At 68.1% G+C, this 18,562-nt stretch carries 17 protein-coding genes and 2 tRNA genes; 13 read left to right on the top strand and 6 right to left on the bottom strand.

All coding sequences use genetic code 11. From position 1 onward, the window contains the following. Window positions 1–2,221, top strand: a 2,221-nt coding sequence (locus ACI3KU_RS18315; protein WP_404923772.1) for an Rne/Rng family ribonuclease, incomplete at its 5' end; no start/stop codon positions are given. Window positions 2,222–2,254: 33 nt separating this feature from the next. Here the strand turns inward: ACI3KU_RS18315 and ACI3KU_RS18320 are convergent. Continuing rightward, entirely contained in the window at window positions 2,255–2,527 is a 273-nt protein-coding gene (locus tag ACI3KU_RS18320; RefSeq protein WP_404923773.1) for a DUF4031 domain-containing protein, read from the bottom strand. Between the two features lie 279 nt (window positions 2,528–2,806). On the opposite strand from ACI3KU_RS18320, the gene rplU reads away from it, so the two are divergent. From rplU to ACI3KU_RS18370, 10 genes are all read left to right on the top strand, one after another. Next, window positions 2,807–3,115 (top strand): 50S ribosomal protein L21, encoded by a 309-nt coding sequence (gene rplU / locus ACI3KU_RS18325; RefSeq protein ID WP_404923774.1) that lies wholly within the window; start codon window positions 2,807–2,809, stop codon window positions 3,113–3,115. 18 nt (window positions 3,116–3,133) lie between these two features. After that, on the top strand, window positions 3,134–3,388 hold the full coding sequence (gene rpmA, locus ACI3KU_RS18330; protein ID WP_404923775.1) for a 50S ribosomal protein L27: 255 nt from the start codon (window positions 3,134–3,136) through the stop codon (window positions 3,386–3,388). A 65-nt stretch (window positions 3,389–3,453) separates the two neighbouring features. Then, window positions 3,454–4,968: a GTPase ObgE gene (gene obgE / locus ACI3KU_RS18335; RefSeq protein ID WP_404923776.1), complete on the top strand. Its 1,515-nt coding sequence runs from the start codon at window positions 3,454–3,456 to the stop codon at window positions 4,966–4,968. Continuing rightward, window positions 4,965–5,792, top strand: coding sequence for a glutamate 5-kinase (gene proB / locus ACI3KU_RS18340; RefSeq protein WP_404923777.1), 828 nt, complete (start codon window positions 4,965–4,967; stop codon window positions 5,790–5,792). The genes obgE and proB overlap by 4 nt, the downstream gene beginning before the upstream one ends. Beyond that, window positions 5,789–7,045, top strand: coding sequence for a glutamate-5-semialdehyde dehydrogenase (locus tag ACI3KU_RS18345; protein WP_404923778.1), 1,257 nt, complete (start codon window positions 5,789–5,791; stop codon window positions 7,043–7,045). Before proB ends, ACI3KU_RS18345 begins: the two co-directional genes overlap by 4 nt. A gap of 43 nt (window positions 7,046–7,088) precedes the next feature. Continuing rightward, entirely contained in the window at window positions 7,089–7,313 is a 225-nt protein-coding gene (locus ACI3KU_RS18350) for a hypothetical protein (RefSeq protein WP_404923779.1), read from the top strand. 10 nt (window positions 7,314–7,323) lie between these two features. Continuing rightward, the gene (nadD, locus tag ACI3KU_RS18355; protein ID WP_404923780.1) at window positions 7,324–7,920 is read left to right on the top strand and encodes a nicotinate-nucleotide adenylyltransferase; all 597 of its coding nucleotides are present in this window, start codon (window positions 7,324–7,326) and stop codon (window positions 7,918–7,920) included. Further along, window positions 7,917–9,218, top strand: a complete 1,302-nt coding sequence (locus tag ACI3KU_RS18360; RefSeq protein WP_404923781.1) for a hypothetical protein — start codon at window positions 7,917–7,919, stop codon at window positions 9,216–9,218. The genes nadD and ACI3KU_RS18360 overlap by 4 nt, the downstream gene beginning before the upstream one ends. After that, window positions 9,215–9,589 (top strand): ribosome silencing factor, encoded by a 375-nt coding sequence (gene rsfS, locus ACI3KU_RS18365; protein ID WP_404923782.1) that lies wholly within the window; start codon window positions 9,215–9,217, stop codon window positions 9,587–9,589. The genes ACI3KU_RS18360 and rsfS overlap by 4 nt, the downstream gene beginning before the upstream one ends. Window positions 9,590–9,665: 76 nt before the next feature. After that, window positions 9,666–9,738 (top strand) — tRNA-Ala (locus ACI3KU_RS18370). A gap of 81 nt (window positions 9,739–9,819) precedes the next feature. On the opposite strand, the gene ACI3KU_RS18375 is transcribed toward ACI3KU_RS18370, so the two are convergent. Then, on the bottom strand, window positions 9,820–10,467 hold the full coding sequence (locus ACI3KU_RS18375) for a hypothetical protein (RefSeq protein WP_404923783.1): 648 nt from the start codon (window positions 10,465–10,467) through the stop codon (window positions 9,820–9,822). 95 nt (window positions 10,468–10,562) lie between these two features. Further along, the gene (locus ACI3KU_RS18380; protein WP_404923784.1) at window positions 10,563–11,402 is read right to left on the bottom strand and encodes a MerR family transcriptional regulator; all 840 of its coding nucleotides are present in this window, start codon (window positions 11,400–11,402) and stop codon (window positions 10,563–10,565) included. A 399-nt stretch (window positions 11,403–11,801) separates the two neighbouring features. Here ACI3KU_RS18380 and ACI3KU_RS18385 point away from each other — a divergent pair. After that, window positions 11,802–11,874: transfer RNA gene (locus ACI3KU_RS18385), tRNA-Ala, on the top strand. A 174-nt stretch (window positions 11,875–12,048) separates the two neighbouring features. Here ACI3KU_RS18385 and ACI3KU_RS18390 read toward each other — a convergent pair. Continuing rightward, complete coding sequence (locus ACI3KU_RS18390; RefSeq protein ID WP_404923785.1) at window positions 12,049–12,510, bottom strand: hemerythrin domain-containing protein; 462 nt, start codon at window positions 12,508–12,510, stop codon at window positions 12,049–12,051. Between the two features lie 58 nt (window positions 12,511–12,568). On the opposite strand from ACI3KU_RS18390, the gene ACI3KU_RS18395 reads away from it, so the two are divergent. After that, window positions 12,569–13,111, top strand: a complete 543-nt coding sequence (locus tag ACI3KU_RS18395; protein ID WP_404923786.1) for a hypothetical protein — start codon at window positions 12,569–12,571, stop codon at window positions 13,109–13,111. On the opposite strand, the gene ACI3KU_RS18400 is transcribed toward ACI3KU_RS18395, so the two are convergent. Next, window positions 13,108–14,439: a M1 family metallopeptidase gene (locus tag ACI3KU_RS18400; RefSeq protein WP_404923787.1), complete on the bottom strand. Its 1,332-nt coding sequence runs from the start codon at window positions 14,437–14,439 to the stop codon at window positions 13,108–13,110. The two genes, ACI3KU_RS18395 and ACI3KU_RS18400, sit on opposite strands and share 4 nt — an antisense overlap. Window positions 14,440–14,483: 44 nt before the next feature. Continuing rightward, window positions 14,484–18,404: a Pls/PosA family non-ribosomal peptide synthetase gene (locus ACI3KU_RS18405; RefSeq protein WP_404923788.1), complete on the bottom strand. Its 3,921-nt coding sequence runs from the start codon at window positions 18,402–18,404 to the stop codon at window positions 14,484–14,486. Between the last annotated feature and the right edge of the window lie 158 nt (window positions 18,405–18,562).

Genomic DNA, 18,562 nt, shown 5'->3' on the forward strand with positions numbered 1-18,562 from the left:
GGACACGGCGACCGAGCAGCCGAGCGCGCCCGCGAGCACCGCCGGTGCCAGCTTCGGGCTCGGCGATGACGTCGTCGTGCTGCGCCAGCCCGCCCCGGAGACGGAGCCCGAGCCGGAGCCGCTGCCGACCGCGGTGAGCCTGGGGCTGCTGCCCGAGGTGTTCGTCTCGCAGGTGTCCACCGCTCTGCACTTCTACGCACCGGAGATCGTTCCGATTCCGGCACTGCCCGCCGAGGAGGACGAGGGCGGGTCCCGCCGCCGTCGTCGTCGTGGCGAGCCCGACGACGCTAGCGATGTTCGTCGTCGTGCGCGCACCGTGGAGTACATCACGGAGCCCAAGGCCATCAAGGGATCCACGCGTCTGGAGGCGAAGAAGCAGCGCCGTCGTGACGGTCGCGAGGCCGGCCGTCGCCGTGCCGTGGTCACGGAAGCCGAGTTCCTCGCCCGCCGCGAGTCCGTCGACCGTCAGATGATCGTCCGCTCCAAGAACGGCCGCGTCCAGATCGGTGTGCTCGAGGACAAGGTCCTCGTCGAGCACTACGTCGCCCGCAATCAGGACGCGTCACTGATCGGCAACGTCTACATCGGACGCGTTCAGAACGTGCTGCCCTCCATGGAGGCCGCGTTCGTGGACATCGGCCGTGGCCGCAATGCGGTGCTGTACTCGGGTGAGGTGGACTGGGACTCCGTTGAGACCGGAAACCAGCCGCGCCGCATCGAGCTGGCACTGAAGACCGGCGACAAGGTGCTCGTCCAGGTGACGAAGGACCCCGTCGGTCACAAGGGCGCCCGCCTCACCAGCCAGATCTCGCTGCCGGGCCGCTACCTCGTGTACGTTCCCAACGGCTCGATGAACGGCATCTCCCGCAAGCTTCCCGACACGGAGCGCGCGCGCCTCAAGCGCATCCTCAAGGAGGTGCTTCCGGAGTCCAGCGGCGTGATCGTCCGCACGGCTGCCGAGGGCGCTACGGAGGAGCAGCTCACGGTGGATGTGCAGCGCCTCACCGCGCAGTGGGAGCAGATCGCGGCTCAGGCGGCCTCCGGCCACGCGCCGCAGCTGCTGCACTCTGAGCCGGACCTGCTCGTCAAGATCGTGCGTGACGTCTTCAACGAGGACTTCCAGAAGCTCATCATCCAGGGCGACGAAGCGCAGCAGACGATCGAGAGCTACCTGCGAGGCGTCGCGCCCGATCTGCTGGAGCGCGTCCAGCGCTACGAGGGCGATCGGGACCCGTTCGACGAGTACCGCATCACCGAGCAGATCGAGAAGGCTCTGGATCGCAAGGTCTGGCTGCCCTCGGGCGGCTCGCTGGTCATCGACCGCACCGAGGCGATGACGGTGGTCGACGTCAACACCGGCAAGTTCGTCGGCTCCGGCGGAAACCTCGAGGAGACCGTCACCAAGAACAACCTCGAGGCAGCCGAGGAGATCGTGCGCCAGCTGCGGCTGCGCGATATCGGCGGCATCATCGTGATCGACTTCATCGACATGGTGCTGGAGTCCAACCGCGACCTGGTGCTGCGCCGTCTGGTCGAGTGCCTGAGTCGTGACCGCACCAAGCACCAGGTGGCCGAGGTCACCTCGCTCGGTCTCGTGCAGATGACGCGCAAGAAGCTGGGCCTGGGTCTGCTGGAGACGTTCTCCGAGCCGTGCGAAGTGTGCGCTGGCCGTGGCGTCGTGGTGCACCACGACCCGGTGGTCAGGCACCGCGCGCCTGTCTCGAACGGAAGCGGAAACGGTAACGCCAGTGCCAACAGCAACGCCTCATCGCGCCGCTCGCGCGGAGGCTCGAACGCTGGCGGCGCTCCTGCGGCTCCCGCTGCTCAGGTCTCGACTCATGTGATCACCGAGGGCGCGAAGTCAGCGCTCGCTCAGATCGCGGCGTCCACCCGCACCGGCACGGCCACCGAGGCCGTGCCCGCGGATGTGACCGAGCTCGTGCTGCCGGAGGCGCCGGCACCCGAGCGGGGCGAACGCACGGAGCGCGCGAAGCGTCCGCGTAAGAAGCGGAACGGTGCCAATGGGACCAACGTCAACACCGCGGACAAGCCCAAGACCGAGAAGGAACAGCTTCTCGAGTCCGTGCTCGACGCACTTCCGGAGCCGAAGGCTCCGGGTCAGGGGCGCGGCCGTCGTCGTGTCACCACGGCCGCACTCACCGGTACCCCGGTCTCGACTGCCCCTGTGGTGGGCGCAGTCGCCGAACCGGCGGGGGAGTGAGACCCGTCCACGACAGCCTGAGCTGTTCTTGAATCACCGCCCGCGACGTTCGCGGGCGGTGATTCGCAATCCGGAGGCGATGAGTCTGCGCACCAGCTCGTGCCCGTCCACGGGGGTTGCGCCGGCGGCCACGAGCCGATCGATGATCTCCTCCGGCACGTCGTAGTGATCCAAGTCGAACGAACGCTCGGGAAGCCCCTGGGCGCGCGCGAAGGCGTGCAGCTCGTCCAGATTGCTGTCGCTGACGAGGTGCGCCCACAGGCGGCCGTGGGCGGGCCAGCGCGGGGCGTCGACGAGAACGGTCATTCTGCCGATGCTACGCCGCCGCCGGCACGCTTCGGTCCGTCGAATGGGGCAGAATGAATGACGCGGAAGACGACACGCAGCGGTTCCTTTTGCCGCTACACAGGATCATCCGGTAAAGTGGTTCCTTGGTGCGCATCCGCGTCGCCCGCCCCCGGGCGGCGTCGAGAGACTTGCAGCCGCGCCGGCTCCCCGTGGGCGTCCCTTTCCGGGAGTGCAAGCACAGTCTTTTCAGACGTTCCGGAACCCGAAACGTGGTTCCCCAAAGAAACAAGGTGGCAAGTGGTTTACGCAGTTGTGCGCGCCGGTGGACGGCAGGAGAAGGTGGAAGTCGGCACGATCGTGCATCTCGACCGTGTCCGGGCCGCCCAGGGCGAGAATATCGAGCTTCCCGCGGTTCTGTTCGTTGACGGTGACACCGTCACGACCGACGCGGACAAGCTCGCGAAGATCACGGTGACGGCCGAGGTTATCGGCAACCTCCGTGGTCCGAAGATCGTCATCCAGAAGTTCAAGAACAAGACCGGTTACAAGAAGCGCCAGGGTCACCGTCAGGACCTCACGCGCGTCAAGGTCACCGGCATCAAGTAAGCACCGGAGGCAGCAGAGATGGCACACAAGAAGGGCGCAAGCTCTACCCGTAACGGTCGTGACTCCAACGCGCAGCGCCTCGGCGTGAAGCGCTTCGGCGGTCAGACCGTCAACGCCGGCGAGATCCTCGTCCGCCAGCGCGGTACCCACTTCCACCCCGGCGTCAACGTCGGTCGTGGTGGCGACGACACGCTCTTCGCGCTGTCGGCCGGCGCTGTCGAGTTCGGCACCAAGGGCGGCCGCAAGGTCGTCAACATCGTCGCGGCCCAGTAAGCCGCAAGCTTTCTGATCGGGGCGGGCTTCGGCTCGCCCCGACCTGTTTTATCCGGAGGATTCCGATGGTCACTTTCGTCGACGAGGTCACCCTGCACCTGAGCGCGGGAAAGGGCGGCAACGGCTGCGTCTCTGTACGCCGTGAGAAGTTCAAGCCGCTCGCCGGCCCAGATGGCGGCAACGGGGGGCATGGCGGCGACATCGTGCTGGTCGCAGACCCGCAGGTGACCACCCTGCTGTCGTATCACCACAGCCCCCACCGCAGTGCGGGCAACGGCGGATTCGGAATGGGCGACCACCGCTCCGGCGCGCTCGGCGAGCCTCTCGAACTGCCGGTTCCTGTGGGAACCGTCGTGAAGGATCCGGATGGTGAGGTGCTCGTCGACATGATCGAGCCGGGCATGCGCTTCATCGCCGCGCCCGGTGGCCAGGGCGGTCTCGGCAACGCGGCGCTGTCCAGCCAGAAGCGCAAGGCCCCCGGCTTCGCGCTGCTCGGCACGCCGGGGTGGGAGGGCGATGTCGTCCTCGAGCTGAAGACGGTCGCCGACGTGGCGCTGGTCGGCTACCCGTCCGCGGGTAAGTCGAGCCTGATCGCGGCGATCTCCGCCGCTCGGCCGAAGATCGCCGACTACCCCTTCACCACCCTGCACCCCAACCTCGGTGTCGTGCAGTCCGGTGACAACCGCTTCACGGTTGCCGATGTTCCCGGCCTGATCGAGGGTGCCAGCGAGGGCCGGGGCCTCGGCCTCGAGTTCCTCCGCCACGTCGAGCGCTGCTCCGCGCTCGTGCACGTTCTCGACTGCGCAACGCTGGAGCCCGGTCGCGACCCGCTCAGCGACCTGGACGTGATCCTCGCGGAGCTCGCAGCGTATCCGGTCCCGGAGGGACAGATTCCGCTGTTGGAGCGCCCGCAGGTGGTGGCGCTCAACAAGATCGACGTGCCCGAGGCGCAGGATCTTGCCGACCTGGTCCGTCCGGAGATCGAGGCCCGCGGCTTCCGCGTGTTCGAGATTTCCACGGTTGCCCGCAAGGGACTCCGCGAACTCAGCTTCGCCCTCGCGGACATCGTCGAGCAGCACCGCATCGAAACGGCCGCAGCGCCGGTTCCGGAGCGCATCATCGTCCGCCCGCAGGCGTCGGAGAAGGAGTTCTCCGTCTCGGTCGAGGGCGGCACATACGGCAACCTGTACCGCATCCGCGGTGCGAAGCCCGAGCGCTGGGTGGCGCAGACGGACTTCACCAACGACGAGGCGATCGGCTACCTCGCCGATCGACTCGAGCGTCTGGGTGTGGAGAACGAGCTGTACCGTGCGGGCGCGACCGCCGGTTCCACCGTGGTGATCGGTGGCGACGGGGGAGTCGTGTTCGACTGGGAGCCCGCGCTCTCGTCTGCGGCGGAACTGACCGCCGCTCCGCGCGGCACCGATCCCCGCCTCACGGGCTCCTCGCGACGCACCACCTCCGAGCGTCGCGAGCAGTACCACGACCGTATGGACGCGAAGGCCGAGGCTCGCGCCGAGCTGGAGGCAGAGCGCGTTGCCCAGAAGTACCGCGACGAGCAATACCTGGAGGAGCGGTGAGCGCACGTTCACGCGCCGACCTGCCCGGCATTCGTCGGCTGGTCGTCAAGGTGGGCTCGTCATCGATCTCCGGTGAGGGATCCTGGCGCATTCCGATGCTGGTGCACGCCCTCGCCGAGGCGCACCGTTCCGGCACTGAAGTGGTGCTGGTGTCGTCCGGCGCCATCGCGACCGGGATGCCCTACCTCAACCTGGAGAGCCGCCCCACCGACCTCGCCACTCAGCAGGCGGCGGCCGCCGTCGGCCAGAACGTGCTGGTCTACCGGTACCAAGAGGCGCTTCGTCCGTTCGACATCGTCGCGGGCCAGGTTCTTCTCACCGCGGGGGATCTGGAGAATCCGGTCCATCGCTCCAATGCGCGCCGCGCCATGGAGCGGTTGCTGAACCTACGGATCCTCCCGATCGTGAATGAGAACGACACGGTCGCCACCCACGAGATCCGCTTCGGCGACAACGACCGACTCGCCGCGCTCGTGGCGCAGCTGGTCGGCGCCGACGCTCTGGTGCTCCTCAGCGACATCGCGAACCTGTACACCCGCCCGCCGGGTGAGCCCGGCGCCGAGCCTCTTGACGTCATCGCAGCCGGCGACGATCTGGCCGGACTCGAATTCGGGGCGAAGGTCGTCAACAGCGTCGGCACCGGCGGCGCGGCGACCAAGGTGTCTGCCGCGCGGCTGGCCGCCGCGGCCGGGATCGGCGTGCTGGTGACTTCCACCGATCAGGCCGCGCAGGCACTGGCCGGCGCCCACGTCGGGACCTGGTTCGAGCCGGCCGATGTCACGGCCCAGGCGGCGACCGACTCCCTCGCTAAGGTGGATGCGTGAGTATCCCCGACGCTCTTCTCGATCGCTTCCGCGCCGCCAAGACAGCCTCGCGTGACATCGCCCGACTCACGAGCGGCGATAAGGCGGAGGCATTGCGCGCCATCGCTACCGCCCTCGAGGCCGCCGCGCCCCGCATCATCGAGGCGAACGCCGTCGATCTGGAGCGCGGGCGCACCGAAGGGATCGCGGCCGGGCTGTTGGACCGACTCCTGCTGGACGCCGGGCGCATCTCGTCGCTGGCCGCTGCGGTCCGTGACGTCGCTGCTCTGCGCGACCCCGTCGGGCAGGTCGTGGGCGGTCATCGACTTCCCAATGGCGTCGCGCTGGAGCAGATTCGCGTGCCGTTCGGCGTGGTCGCCGTCATCTACGAGGCTCGTCCCAACGTGACCGTCGACATCGCCGCGCTGGCACTGCGTTCGGGCAATGCCGTGCTGCTCCGGGGCGGATCCGCGGCGCGTGAGTCCAACGTCGTTCTGGTCGACGTGATGCGTGAGGCGCTGGTCGGGCAGGGAATCACGCCGGACGCGATCCAGTCGGTCGACGATTTCGGTCGCGAGGGCGCGAACGCCCTGATGAATGCGCGCGGCTATGTCGACGTCCTCGTGCCGCGCGGCAGTGCGCAGCTGATCGAGACCGTCGTGACCCAGTCGACCGTTCCGGTGATCGAGACGGGTGCGGGCAACGTCCACATCTTCCTCGATGAGACCGCGCCTGCTGACTGGGCGCGGGACATCGTCGTAAACGCCAAAGTGCAGCGTCCGAGCGTGTGCAACGCCGTGGAGACGGTACTGGTTCATGCGGCGGCCGCATCCCGTCTGATTCCCGATCTCGCCGCAGCGCTCCAGGCGCAGGGCGTCACCATCCACGGTGACGACGTCGTCGCTTCGCTGGGCACCGGGATCGTCCCGGCGACAGAGGCGGATTGGGCAACGGAGTACCTCGATCTCGAGATCGCGATGCACGTCGTCGCCGATCTGGATGAGGCGCTGGAGCACATCCGCACCTACTCCACCGGCCACACCGAGTCCATCATCACCACCGACAGCCGGAACGCGGATCGCTTCCTGGCGGAGGTCGACTCCGCGGTCGTCATGGCCAACGCGTCCACGCGCTTCACCGACGGTGGCGAGTTCGGCTTCGGAGCTGAGGTGGGCATCTCGACCCAGAAGCTGCATGCGCGTGGTCCGATGGGCCTGGCTGAGCTGACGAGCACCAAGTGGCTCGCGCGTGGCTCTGGCCAGGTTCGCGGCTGACCGCAATAGACTGATACCTGTAACAAACCCGATCGGAGTTTCCATGTCTCTCTCCACGCTCGTTCTCGCAGCCGCAGAGGAGCACGCCGAGAACGTCATGCTGCACACTTTCCCGGCAGCCATCATCGCCGCGTGCGTGTTCTTCCTGCTCGCGATGGTGACCCTCTCGTACCGCAACGTGGCCAACCGTCACGCGGACAAGGCGGAGAAGTTCGCTCACGAGAACCCCGAGTCGGGCCACGGCGCAGGACACGGAGCCGGCCACTGAGGCCTGCCGCATGACAAGCGAACGGCGACCGCGGATCGGCGTGATGGGTGGAACCTTCGATCCCATCCACCACGGCCACCTGGTTGCCGCGAGCGAAGCGGCACAGTGGTTCGACCTCGACGAGGTCGTTTTCGTGCCCACGGGACACCCGTGGCAGAAATCCGATGTCACCGGCAGCGAGCACCGCTACCTGATGACGGTGATCGCCACGGCCTCGAACCCGCGCTTCACGGTCAGCCGCGTCGACATCGATCGAGGCGGGCCCACCTACACGATCGACACCCTGCGGGACCTGCACGCACAGCGACCGGATGCCGACCTGTTCTTCATCTCGGGGGCAGACGCCATCGCCCAGATCCTCAGCTGGCGAGACCATGATGAGCTTTGGGACCTCGCGCAGTTCGTCGCGGTGTCGCGGCCGGGCCATGTACTCACCACCGAAGGGCTTCCCTCGGAGGTGGTGAGTCAGCTGGAGATTCCGGCACTGGCCATTTCGTCCACGGACTGTCGCGAGCGTGTTCGTCAGGGACACCCCGTGTGGTACCTCGTTCCCGACGGGGTCGTCCAATACATTGCGAAGCATCACCTGTATCGGAGCACCGCATGACTACCACTGATAACTCCGGGGAGCAGTTGACCCGACGCCAGTTGCGTGAGCTGCGGCTGACCGGCCAGACCCCCGTGGTCGGCGATGGATCGGCGTTCGACGACAGCGCGTCGGCGGATCCGGTTCCTCCCCGTCGTGACGCACCCGTGAGCAACCCGCTGCCACGGCCGGCTGAGCCGATCATCGTCGCGGCCCCGGAGCTGCCCGCCCAGTCCCCAGCCGACGGTACCGAGCATCGCCTCACGCGGCGTGAGCTGCGCGATCTCGAGCGCGTGCGCACCGCGTCCGTGCCAGTGATCCGCCCGGCCGATGCTGATGCCGACGCCGATGCCGATGCCGAGACGGCTCCGCAGGCGGACGACATCGCTCCTGCTGTGGAGACGCATGTTCCGGCGGCGGAAGAGCCGGTCGCGACGATCGACGCACCGCAGGAGCCTGCCACGGCGGAAGCCGATGGCGGGTCGATGGATCACGCAGAACCTTCGGACGCACCTGCCGAGGGCGAGTCTTCGGCCGCGGAGGAGTCGCAGGCCGAGGGGGAGTCGCAGGCCGACAACCGGGAGCCGGAGGCTGCGGACGCAGCCACGTCGGATGTCGACGTGGTGTCCGCGGATTCTCCCGCCTCCGACAGCGCCAACTCCGACACCACCGCGGGGGCGGACCAGGGCGAGCCCGCGGCCGCTGCAGAGGAAGAGCCGCGTCCCGCGTGGGCTCCGCCGGCAGCGTCCGTCACCGCGACTCCCGCGTTCGACGCTCCCGCGAAGCTCAAGACGCCGGAGAAGAGCCCGGCTGAGAAGGCCGCCGCGAGCGAAAGCCCCACCCTGAGTTCCGCGTTCGGTGCGCAGGTCGCCGCAGGCGTCACGTCGGGTGAGCAGTCCTTCGACGACCTCATCTCCCGTGACAGCGGCGGATCCACGGCTGCGGGCCATTCGCTCGTGCTCTCGGATTCCGCCCTTCCGCCGCTGACCGCACCGGTCACCTCGACCGGAGCGATGCTGGTCACCGGCACCTTCAACCTCCCCGAGCTCGGCTCCCAGGGGCATGCGCCCGGAGTCGCCGACGGCAAGGATGTGGACGCCGTCCTCATCGATGGAGAGCTGCCCGCCGCGTCGTCGCCTACGCCCATCGCTGCCACCGCAGCGGTGAGCCAGGCGAAGGCTCCCGGCGAGATCATCAAGCCTCCCGTGCCGGAGAAGAGCAACAAGCTGATGCTGATCCTCGCGATCACTGCGGGCGTTCTCGCCCTGGCCCTGGTGGGCGTGATCGTCGGGGCAGCCCTGACAGGAATGATGCAATGACCGCAAGCGAACAATCTCGCAAGATGGTGCAGATCGCGGCCGTGGCCGCCGACGCGAAGGGCGGCGAGGACATCGTCGCGCTGGACGTGTCTGAGCCGCTTCCGTTCGTCGACGCCTTCGTGATCGTGACAGGGCGCAACGAGCGCAACGTCGCGGCGATCGCCGACGAGGTGGAGGAGAAGCTCCTGGAGGCGGGCCACAAGCGCCTGCGCCGCGAGGGACGCCAGGATGCCCGCTGGGTTCTCAGCGACTTCGGCGACATCGTGGTGCACGTCTTCCACGAGCAGGAGCGGGTGTACTACGACCTGGAGCGCCTCTGGAAGGACGGCGCGACCATCGATTTCACGCTTCCGCAGCCGGCATCGATCTGATCGACGCCGGCGGGATGGTCGGCAGCACCCTCGCGGGTGTTGTAGGCTGAGGGGGTTGGTTTACCAACGCCCATCCGGGCCTGTGGCGCAGCTGGTAGCGCACCTGCATGGCATGCAGGGGGTCAGGGGTTCGAGTCCCCTCAGGTCCACACACAGAGGCTCCCGCCATGCGGGAGCCTCTTCTCGTTCGTGGAGAGCTGCGCCGGGAAGACGCGGCGGGCGGCTCGGGATCAGCCGGTGAACTCCGCGAGAGCGTCGCTGTACCGCCGGGGATCCTCACGCGTGGATGCCGTGACCAGGAGCGCCAGCGGGCCGATCGTCCGCGTGAAGGTTCCCTCGCACGGCAGGACCACGACCCGGGTGAGCCCACGCTTCCACGCGGGGATCAGCGCGGCCAGGCACACATGCTCAGGGTCGTCGCCGGGCGCCTGGCGTGCGTGCATTCGATCAATGAGCCGCCCGGTGTGCCGCGACTGCCACTCGGCGAAAGCCCCACCCAGGCCAGCGTCGTCGAAGTGGTCACGCCAGGTGGGTCCGATCAGCTGTTGTAACAGCGCTGCATGATCGGCGGGGTCGAGGCCTGGTTTCATGAGTCTCTCGAACAGCAGCGGATCCTGCCCCTCGGCCGCATGAGCAACGGCTTCGCTCCACAGCAGTGGCCAGGCGAGTTCCCATGCCGCTGTGTCTTGAGCGGCGCGGGTTTCGGGATGCATCGGCTCCGCCCGGTCGACGAGTGGGCCCGGGGCGTTCGCCGTGACGTCGAGCCTCCAGGCGTCGCGCACCCACAGCAGCTCCAGCAGAGCGGCGGGATTGTCTTCGACAGTGATGGACATGTCGTGGGGCCAGGGATTGCCGGGCATCGGCCGGAGGGAGCGCATATCGAATGCTATCGCCGACCCTGAAGCGTGGGAGAGACGGCGGATCGGCCACGTCGGAGGGGCCCCACGCGGCGGGCGCCCCTCGACGTGGTCGGTCAGCGGACCTGCTGGATCAGCTCGGTAAGCCACTCGGACTGCGGGAGCGGTTCGGACTCGAGGTACACCTCGCGGCAGGCACCGATCGGCTCCGCACCGTCTGCGAGAATCGCGCTGGTCAGTTCGTTCCAGGCTCGACCGATGCCAGCCATATCGCCGCGATAGGGGAGCACTGCGGCGCGCTCGATCGCGGGCAGCGTGACCACCTCCCATGCGGGGTTCGTCTGGGCGGATGCGCCGGCGATCCAGGAGACCCAGACGCGCAGATCGTCGGTCCCGGCCACGTTCTCGTACCAGAACACGCCGGGCTCATGGAACTCCACACCCGAGGTCTGCAGTGCGTCCAGGAGCGGCGGCAGGAGACGGTCGACAAGGCCGCTCACGTCTTCGCCGCCCGGAGCGACACCACTCGCGGCGTAGACCGTGACCTCCTCGATCCGGCGGTATTCGACGGCGGGGGTGATGAGGTCGGACACGAGGTTGTTCCTTTCGAGGGCGGTGAGTCGTCGTTCGATCCGCGCGAGACGAGCCCGTTCCTGGTCGATCGCTTCGCGCAGCTCGGATCGCCGACGCGCGAGCACGGCGATCAGGGCCGCACTCGTGTCGTCGGTGCCGAGCACGGACGCAGCATCGTCCAGAGAACAGCCCAGGTCGCGAAGCTCGACCACACGCAGCAGATGTTCCAGCTGCGCCGGGTCATAGCGTCGATACCCGCTGAAGGGGTCGACCTCTGCCGGACGCAGCAGACCGATGGCGTCGTAGTGGCGGAGCATGCGGACACTCACGTGCCCGAGTGCGGCGAACTCTCCGATGGTGTACATGATGGAATCACGCTCCACCCTGACACAGTGGCAGGGTCAAATCGTTGGGATCAGATGTCGTACTCGCCGCTGTCGCGGGGCTGTAAAGGGCCATGCAGTCGCCGGGCTCGGCGGTCGCGTTCAAGTATCACTCGTCGTCGTCCTCATCTTCGTCCGGCCCGTTGAGGATCATGCCGAACTCCACACCGTCACGCCTGAGACGGAAGGACGCGATGGTGATCACCGGGCGACCTGGTCCAGCAACGCTGCGATGGCGCTGTGGTGTCCGGGTGGGGCAGAGTCGTCGCTGGGAGGGCGATCATCTGGTCCCTGTGGCGTGGCTCCCAATCGCGCCCCGACGCGCGCGAGATGCGGGTCGATTGTGTACCGGCCGGCCAGTTCGCTTAGAGTATTCCTGTTCGGTTCGCCGGATGAAATGGGCCTGTGGCGCAGCTGGTAGCGCACCTGCATGGCATGCAGGGGGTCAGGGGTTCGAGTCCCCTCAGGTCCACAAAACCCCTGTTCAAACAGGGGTTTTGTGTTCTAAGTGGGACCTCTTAAGCCCGCACTCACGAGAAGCTCACGAGAAACAACCGGGAACGACCCGCGATCACTCGTGACAATCGGAATCGTCGAAGCACGTCTCGCATCGACGCCGCGCATGTGGTGAACGTGACCAACGACACTACAGGGATCCCAGCACCTCACGAGGCTCCGCGTCGAGCGCCAGCGCGTCCAGCACGCTGATGAGCGAGCGCTCTTCATAGCGAAAATGAGACTCCATGATGGCGGCAATGCCGTCGAGGTGTCGTGAGATCGAACCGTGCTCGTCGGACCCCGCGACGGCGTCGAGGCTGGCGATGAGCGCCCCGATCATCGAGTGGTCCTGCTGCAGCCGCATGAGGGTATCGCGCAGCTCGGGATGGGCTGCGGCGATGGCGGGGAACAGCTGTCGATCCTCGCCCTGATGGTGCTGGGTCAGGGCGACGCAGAAGCCATGGCACACCAGGAGAAGGTCCCTTGTCGCCACAGCATCGGACCCGTCTGCCTCCCGGACCACCGTAAGTGCCGCGCGCAGCCGCGCGTGCACGGCACGCAACTCGGCGCCCCAGGCCACCAAGCGCTCAGATTCGTCGGGGACGGTCATCGCCCCATCCTGCCAGGACCCGCACGTCCGCGCGGCCGCACGCCCATAGGCTGAAGCTGTGGAGCATCGCTGGAGCGTGGGGCCGGTCACCGTGGTGATGCGGGAGCACGACGGCGATCGCCGCGGCCGTACCGCGCGCGGTACGGCCGAGGCGTTGCTGGCGAGCGTCGTTCGGGAGCTTGCCGGCGCAGACCTGCCTATCGGACGTCGCTGTCCGAACTGCGGGGGAACCGATCACGGGCGCCCGATCGTAGCCGGCAACGAGCTGGTCCTCTCCCTCTCGTACGCGCCGGGAGTGGTGGCTGTCGCGGCGGCGTCGGCTGATGCGGTCGTGGCTCTCGGCGTCGATGTCGAGGTGGGTGACGCAGACGCGGAGGCGATCCCCGGCCTGACCCTGCGTGACTGGACCCGCGTCGAGGCGGCGATGAAAGCCGATGGGCGCGCGTCGCTGCTGGACACGAGCGCAGCGCTGCTGGATCGAGACAGCGTTCGGTTTGCGGATGGGCGTGCCTGGGTCACCGCGTTGCTCGCCGCGCCGACCGGCTTCCCGCTGGCGTTGGCCTATCGGTCTCGCGGCGCGGGTCGCGAGACCTCCCGCTAGGACCGATCCTCTGCCCCGCGGGACGACAGACCGCGGGGGAGGAGGATCACCTCGGTGAGGGGTGCCGGCTCGTGCGCGCCGGATACTGTCGGGAGCGGAGGGAGTTTCTCCTCGTTCAACCAGGCGTGCAGGAGGTCGGTGACTGTAACGCCGGAAACCTCCTCGGCGAGCGCCACGAAGTCGTCCGTCTTCGCGGTGGCATGAGCGAAGCGACGAGTCCACGCACGGAGGATCTCGAAGAAGCGCTCATCACCGACCGTCAGCCGCACCGCGTGCAGGGTGAGTGCGCCGCGCTTGTAGACACGGTCATCGAACATGGCGTCCGCACCCGGATCGGAGATCACCAGATCCTGGTCTTCCGTGGCGAGGCGGGCATGGTGCGCGAGTGCTTTGCTGTGGGCCGTGGGGCCGCCGGAAGCCTCGGACCAGATCCACTCGGCGTAGCACGCGAATCCTTCGTTGAGCCAGATGTCACGCCACTGCGCGATCCCCACGCTGTTCCCGAACCACTGGTGGGCAAGCTCGTGGGCGATGAGACGTTCCAGGCCGCCGTGGCCGTCGATGTGGTTGGCACCGAAGATCCCCATCGCCTGCGCCTCCAGCGGGATCTCCAGCTCATCCGGGGTCACGACGACCGTGTACCGCTCGAACGGGTACGCGCCGAACAACGTCTCGTAGGTGCGCATCATGGCATCGAGATCGGCGAAATCGCGAGATACCCGATCCTGCAGCAGCGGGGGATACAGAATGGTGCCCGCTGTGGATCCCAGCCGCACATCGGTGCGCGCGTAGCGGCCGATCTGCACCGTGGACAGATAGGTGGCCATCGGCGCTGGCTGTGTGAAGGTCCACACGGAGCGGCCCTTCACCAGCCGCCGCGTGGCGGGAGCGCCGGTGGCCACCGTGTACAGCGGGTCTGTCGTGAGTACAAGTGTGTGCAGCGCCTTGTCCGCGGGAACATCGTTGCAGGGGAACCACGTGGCCGCACCGGTGGGCTGCGATGCCACGAGGACTCCGTCTTCCAGCTCCTCCCAGCCGAGCGCTCCCCAGCGAGTGCGGCGTGGACGCGGTGATCCCGCATAGCTCAAGCTCACCTCGAACTCGTCACCACGCTCACGTTCTGCACCGAGAGTGATCTTCACCTTGCGATCAGACTGCGTGAAGGTCGCTCGCGAGTCTCCCGCCACCTTCACCTTCGTGACGGCGAGACCGACCAGATCGAGGCCGATCGTGCGCGAGCGCCGGCGGAAACGACCGCGAATCACGGCGATTCCGCTCAGCCGGTTGGTCGACGGTTTGTAGTCCAGATCGAGGTGATATGCGGACACTTGCAGACAAGCGTCGCCGGAATGGGGTGTGTACTCGTCCGCCCTCACGCGTCGGCGTCCTGATACGACCGCACGCGAACAGCGCGCCACGGACCGATCGGGTTGCCGCTCCACCGGCTGCCGACGGGAACCAGTTCGCCGCGCATCACGAGCGACGCCGGGCCGACGGTGGCGTGCTTGCCGAGGGTCGCAGCCGGCAGCACCACGCTGTGTGGACCCAGGGTGGCACCCTCTTCGATGGTCACGGTATCGAGGCTCATTACTCGATCATGGAACAGATGCGTCTGAACCACACAACCGCGGTTCACCACGGCACCGTCTCCGAGACGCACCAGGTCGGGTTCGGGCAGCCAGTAGCTGTCCGTCCAGACCCCGCGGCCGATCTTCGCTCCGAGCGAGCGCAACCAGATCGCGAGGGCGGGAGTTCCGGCAGCGGCGTTGGCGAACCAGGGAGCCGCGAGCATCTCCGTGAACGTGTCGGACACCTCGGTACGCCAGACGAAACTCGACCACAGGGGGTGCTCGCCCGGGCGAATCGGGCCCACGATCAGCCACTTCGCCGCGGTGGTCACCGCAGCGGCGACAGCTCCCGCCAGCAGGAGGACGGGACCGGAGGCCAGCACAGCCACCCAGAGCGCGCTGCTCTCGATGATCCATGCCAGCGTGACCAGCACCGCGAGACCGAGCGCGCAGGAGACAATCACGGGCACGACACGGCACAGCTCCCACGCCGCACGCGCGAAGCGCAGGGAACGACGCGGCCGATAGGTGCGTTCGAGATCGGCGGAGTTGACGACGCGGCGCAACCGCACGGGCGGGGAACCCAGCCACGACGAACCCGCCTTCGCCTTATCCGGCGCCACGGAGAGCACCGCCACCAGCGAATCCTTGGGAACCTTGTGCCCGGCACCAGCCATGCCCGAGTTTCCCAGGAAGGCCCGCTTGCCGATGCGCGCCGGGGCCAGCCTCATCCAACCGCCGCTCAGCTCATAGGTGGCGACCATCGTGTCGTCGGCCAGGAATGCGCCGTCGTCGATCGTCGTGAGCGATGGCAGCAGCAACACCGTGGACGCCTCGACATCACGCCCGACCCGCGCGCCCAGGATCCGCAGCCAGACGGGCGTTGCGAGGCTGGAGTACAGCGGGAAAAGGATCGTGCGGCTCGCATCGAGCAGCCGCTCGGTGGTCCAGGCCTGCCAGGCAATTCTGCTGCGCACGGGGTGCACGCCTGGCGTCAGACCGATGGCGAGAAGACGGACACCGCCGAGGACCAGGACACCGAACGTTAACCCGACGGCCAGCACGGCCGGCACCAGCCAGATGAGAAGACCAGGGATCGCCTCGGCGATGTGGTCCGCTCCGCGTGCTCCCGCCGCCAGCACCAGGCCGCCGACACCGAAGGCGACGAGCGGCAGTAGTCCGAGCATCGCGGACGACGCCACATAGGCCCACAGCCAGCGGCGTCGGACGGGCGGACGGTCCGCCGCGAGGGGACGGGACTTGCCACCGACACGGACGGCCGGTGATCCGGCCCAGCGCTGGCCGGCGCGCACGCGGCCGAAGACAGCAGACCCGGGCGCGACTTCCGCGCCGCGGCCGATACGCGTGCCCGGTGCCAGCGTGCTGCGGGCTCCGATGGTCGCGCCGGCACCGATGCGGATCTCCCCGATGCGCACGGTGTCGCCGTCGATCCAGTAGCCGGCGAGGTCGACCTCGGGCTCGATGGCTGCCCCAGAGCCCACCTGGAGCAGCCCGGTCACGGGCGGGAGAGTGTGAAGATCGACGTCCCGGCCGATCTTCGCCCCGAGAGCACGAGCGTAGTAGCTCACCCATGGCGCGCCCGCGGACCCGACGGGATCGATCTGCTGCGAGATCTGCTCGGCCAGCCAGAGGCGGATGTGCACTCCGCCGCCGCGGGGATAGTCACCACCCCGCACGCCCGCAAGCAGCAGCCGGGCGGCCGTCGCCGCGATCGCCATCTTGCCGACCGGAGTGGCGAAGATGAGCAGACCGATGGCCAGCGCCCACCACGCCACCGCCGGGAGGAACTCGCAGCCTGCAACGAGTCGCAGCAGCCACGATGCTGTCAGCAGCCAGAGGAGCCACTTGATCCCGCTGAGCACGAACAAGGGGCCGCCGGCGAGAGTCTGAGCGATCCGCATGGCGAGTGGCGTCGGGGCGGCCGCCGAAAAGGACTGCGTCGTGGGAGCCGGATCCTCCTCATCGATCGACGCGGCCATGCGTCCCAGACGCGGCAGATCGTAGACGTCGGCCATCGTGAACTCCGGTGCGCGCTCGCGTATGCGCGACACCAGCTGCGCGGCGGCGAGCGATCCACCACCGAGAGCGAAGAAGTCCGCGTTCTCGTCGGTGGGACGCTGTCCGAGGACGCCAAACCACCGCTCGGCCAGCCACGCCGCCGTGCCTGTGAGCCCGAACTCTGCCTCATCGGCATCGTCCAGGGGCCAGGGGAGTGCCGCCTTGTCGACCTTCCCGGATGTCCGCACCGGAAGATCCGTCATGAGCGCGAGCAGCGGGATGAGCGGGGTCGGCAGCGTCTCCGCGAGGCGCGCGCGTGCCTGCTGGCGGTCGAAGCCCTCGGCGGGCACGACATAGCCGACGAGGAGCGGGACACCGGCGTCCGTGTGACGCACGGCGACGGCGGCAGCGGACACGTCGGGCAGATTCTGCAGCGCGGCCTCGACTTCACCGAGCTCGATCCGCCGCCCGCCCACCTTGACCTGATCATCCGCACGCCCGAGGAAGACCAGGCCCTCCGGCTCAGCGCGCACGAGATCACCGGAACGGTAGGCCCGATCCCAGCCGAGGGTCGGCATCGGGGCGTACTTCTCGGCGTCCTTGGCCGGATCGAGATAGCGCGCGAGGCCGACCCCGCCGATGATCAGCTCGCCCGACTCGCCATCCGACACCCGCTGTCCGTCGCTGTCGACCACGGCCAGGTTCCAGCCGTCGAGAGGGAGACCGATGCGAATGGGAACCGTGCCGTCCAGGAGCGCGGCACAGGCGACGACCGTGGCCTCGGTCGGCCCGTACGTGTTCCACACCTCGCGATCTGGTGCCACGAGGCGCGCGGCCAGTTCGGGAGGGCAGGCTTCGCCACCGAAGATCAAGAGGCGGACGTTCTCGATGGCATCCTGCGGCCACAGTGCGGCAAGTGTCGGCACGGTGGATACGACGGTGATCCCGTGGCCGAGCAGCCAGGGTCCCAGGTCAGAACCCGCGCGCACGAGGGCGCGTGGGGCCGGCACGAGACACGCGCCGTGGCCCCAGGCGAGCCACATCTCCTCGCAGGACGCGTCAAACGCCACCGAGAGGCCCGCGAGCACACGATCGACATCACCGATCGGCGCCGACTGCAGGAAGAGTCGACGTTCGGCATCCACGAAGGCGGCCGCGGACCGGTGCGACACCGCGACGCCCTTCGGGACGCCCGTGGAACCCGACGTGAAGATGACCCACGCATCGTCGTCGAGCTGTGGCGGGTCGATGACCGCCACGGGTCGTGTCGCCGGGTGCGGATCGTCACCGGCGAAGAGAGAGCCCTCCACGAGACGATCGCCCCGTGCGGTCTGGAACAACCCTCCTGCCACGATGATCCCGCGCACACCCGCTTCTGTGAACACCAGCGTGGCGCGCTCGTCGGGGTCATCGACATCCACGGGTACGTATGCTGCACCGGCGGCGAGGGTGCCGAGAATCGCGATGTACAGCCATCGTTCACCGGACGGGAGCCGGATTCCCACCCGGTCCCCGCGACGGACGCCGGAGTCATGGAGGCGTTCGGCCGTGCGCCACACGTGGGCGAGCAGCTCCGTGTAGCTCAGAGATACGTCGCCATCGTCGATAGCCGACGCATTGGGGTGGGCGGCAGCGGACGCCTGGAGGATGTCCAGCAGCGTTCGCGGGGATGCGGCTTCCGCTTCGCGGTCGAGATAGGTCTGCATGTCAGGCGAAGAGCGCGATCAGCTCGGCCTTCGACAGCCGGCTGTAGCCCACGCGCCCCTCAGCCTTCGCCCGGGCACGCAGCGCCGCCACCGTGAGGTTCTGCAGGACGCTCGGCGCGGCTGTTGTCTCCGGGGGAGACGGTGAGACTGGGGTGGGA

This window comes from Microbacterium sp. ZW T5_56 (assembly GCF_044987425.1).
Classification (GTDB): Bacteria; Actinomycetota; Actinomycetes; order Actinomycetales; family Microbacteriaceae; genus Microbacterium.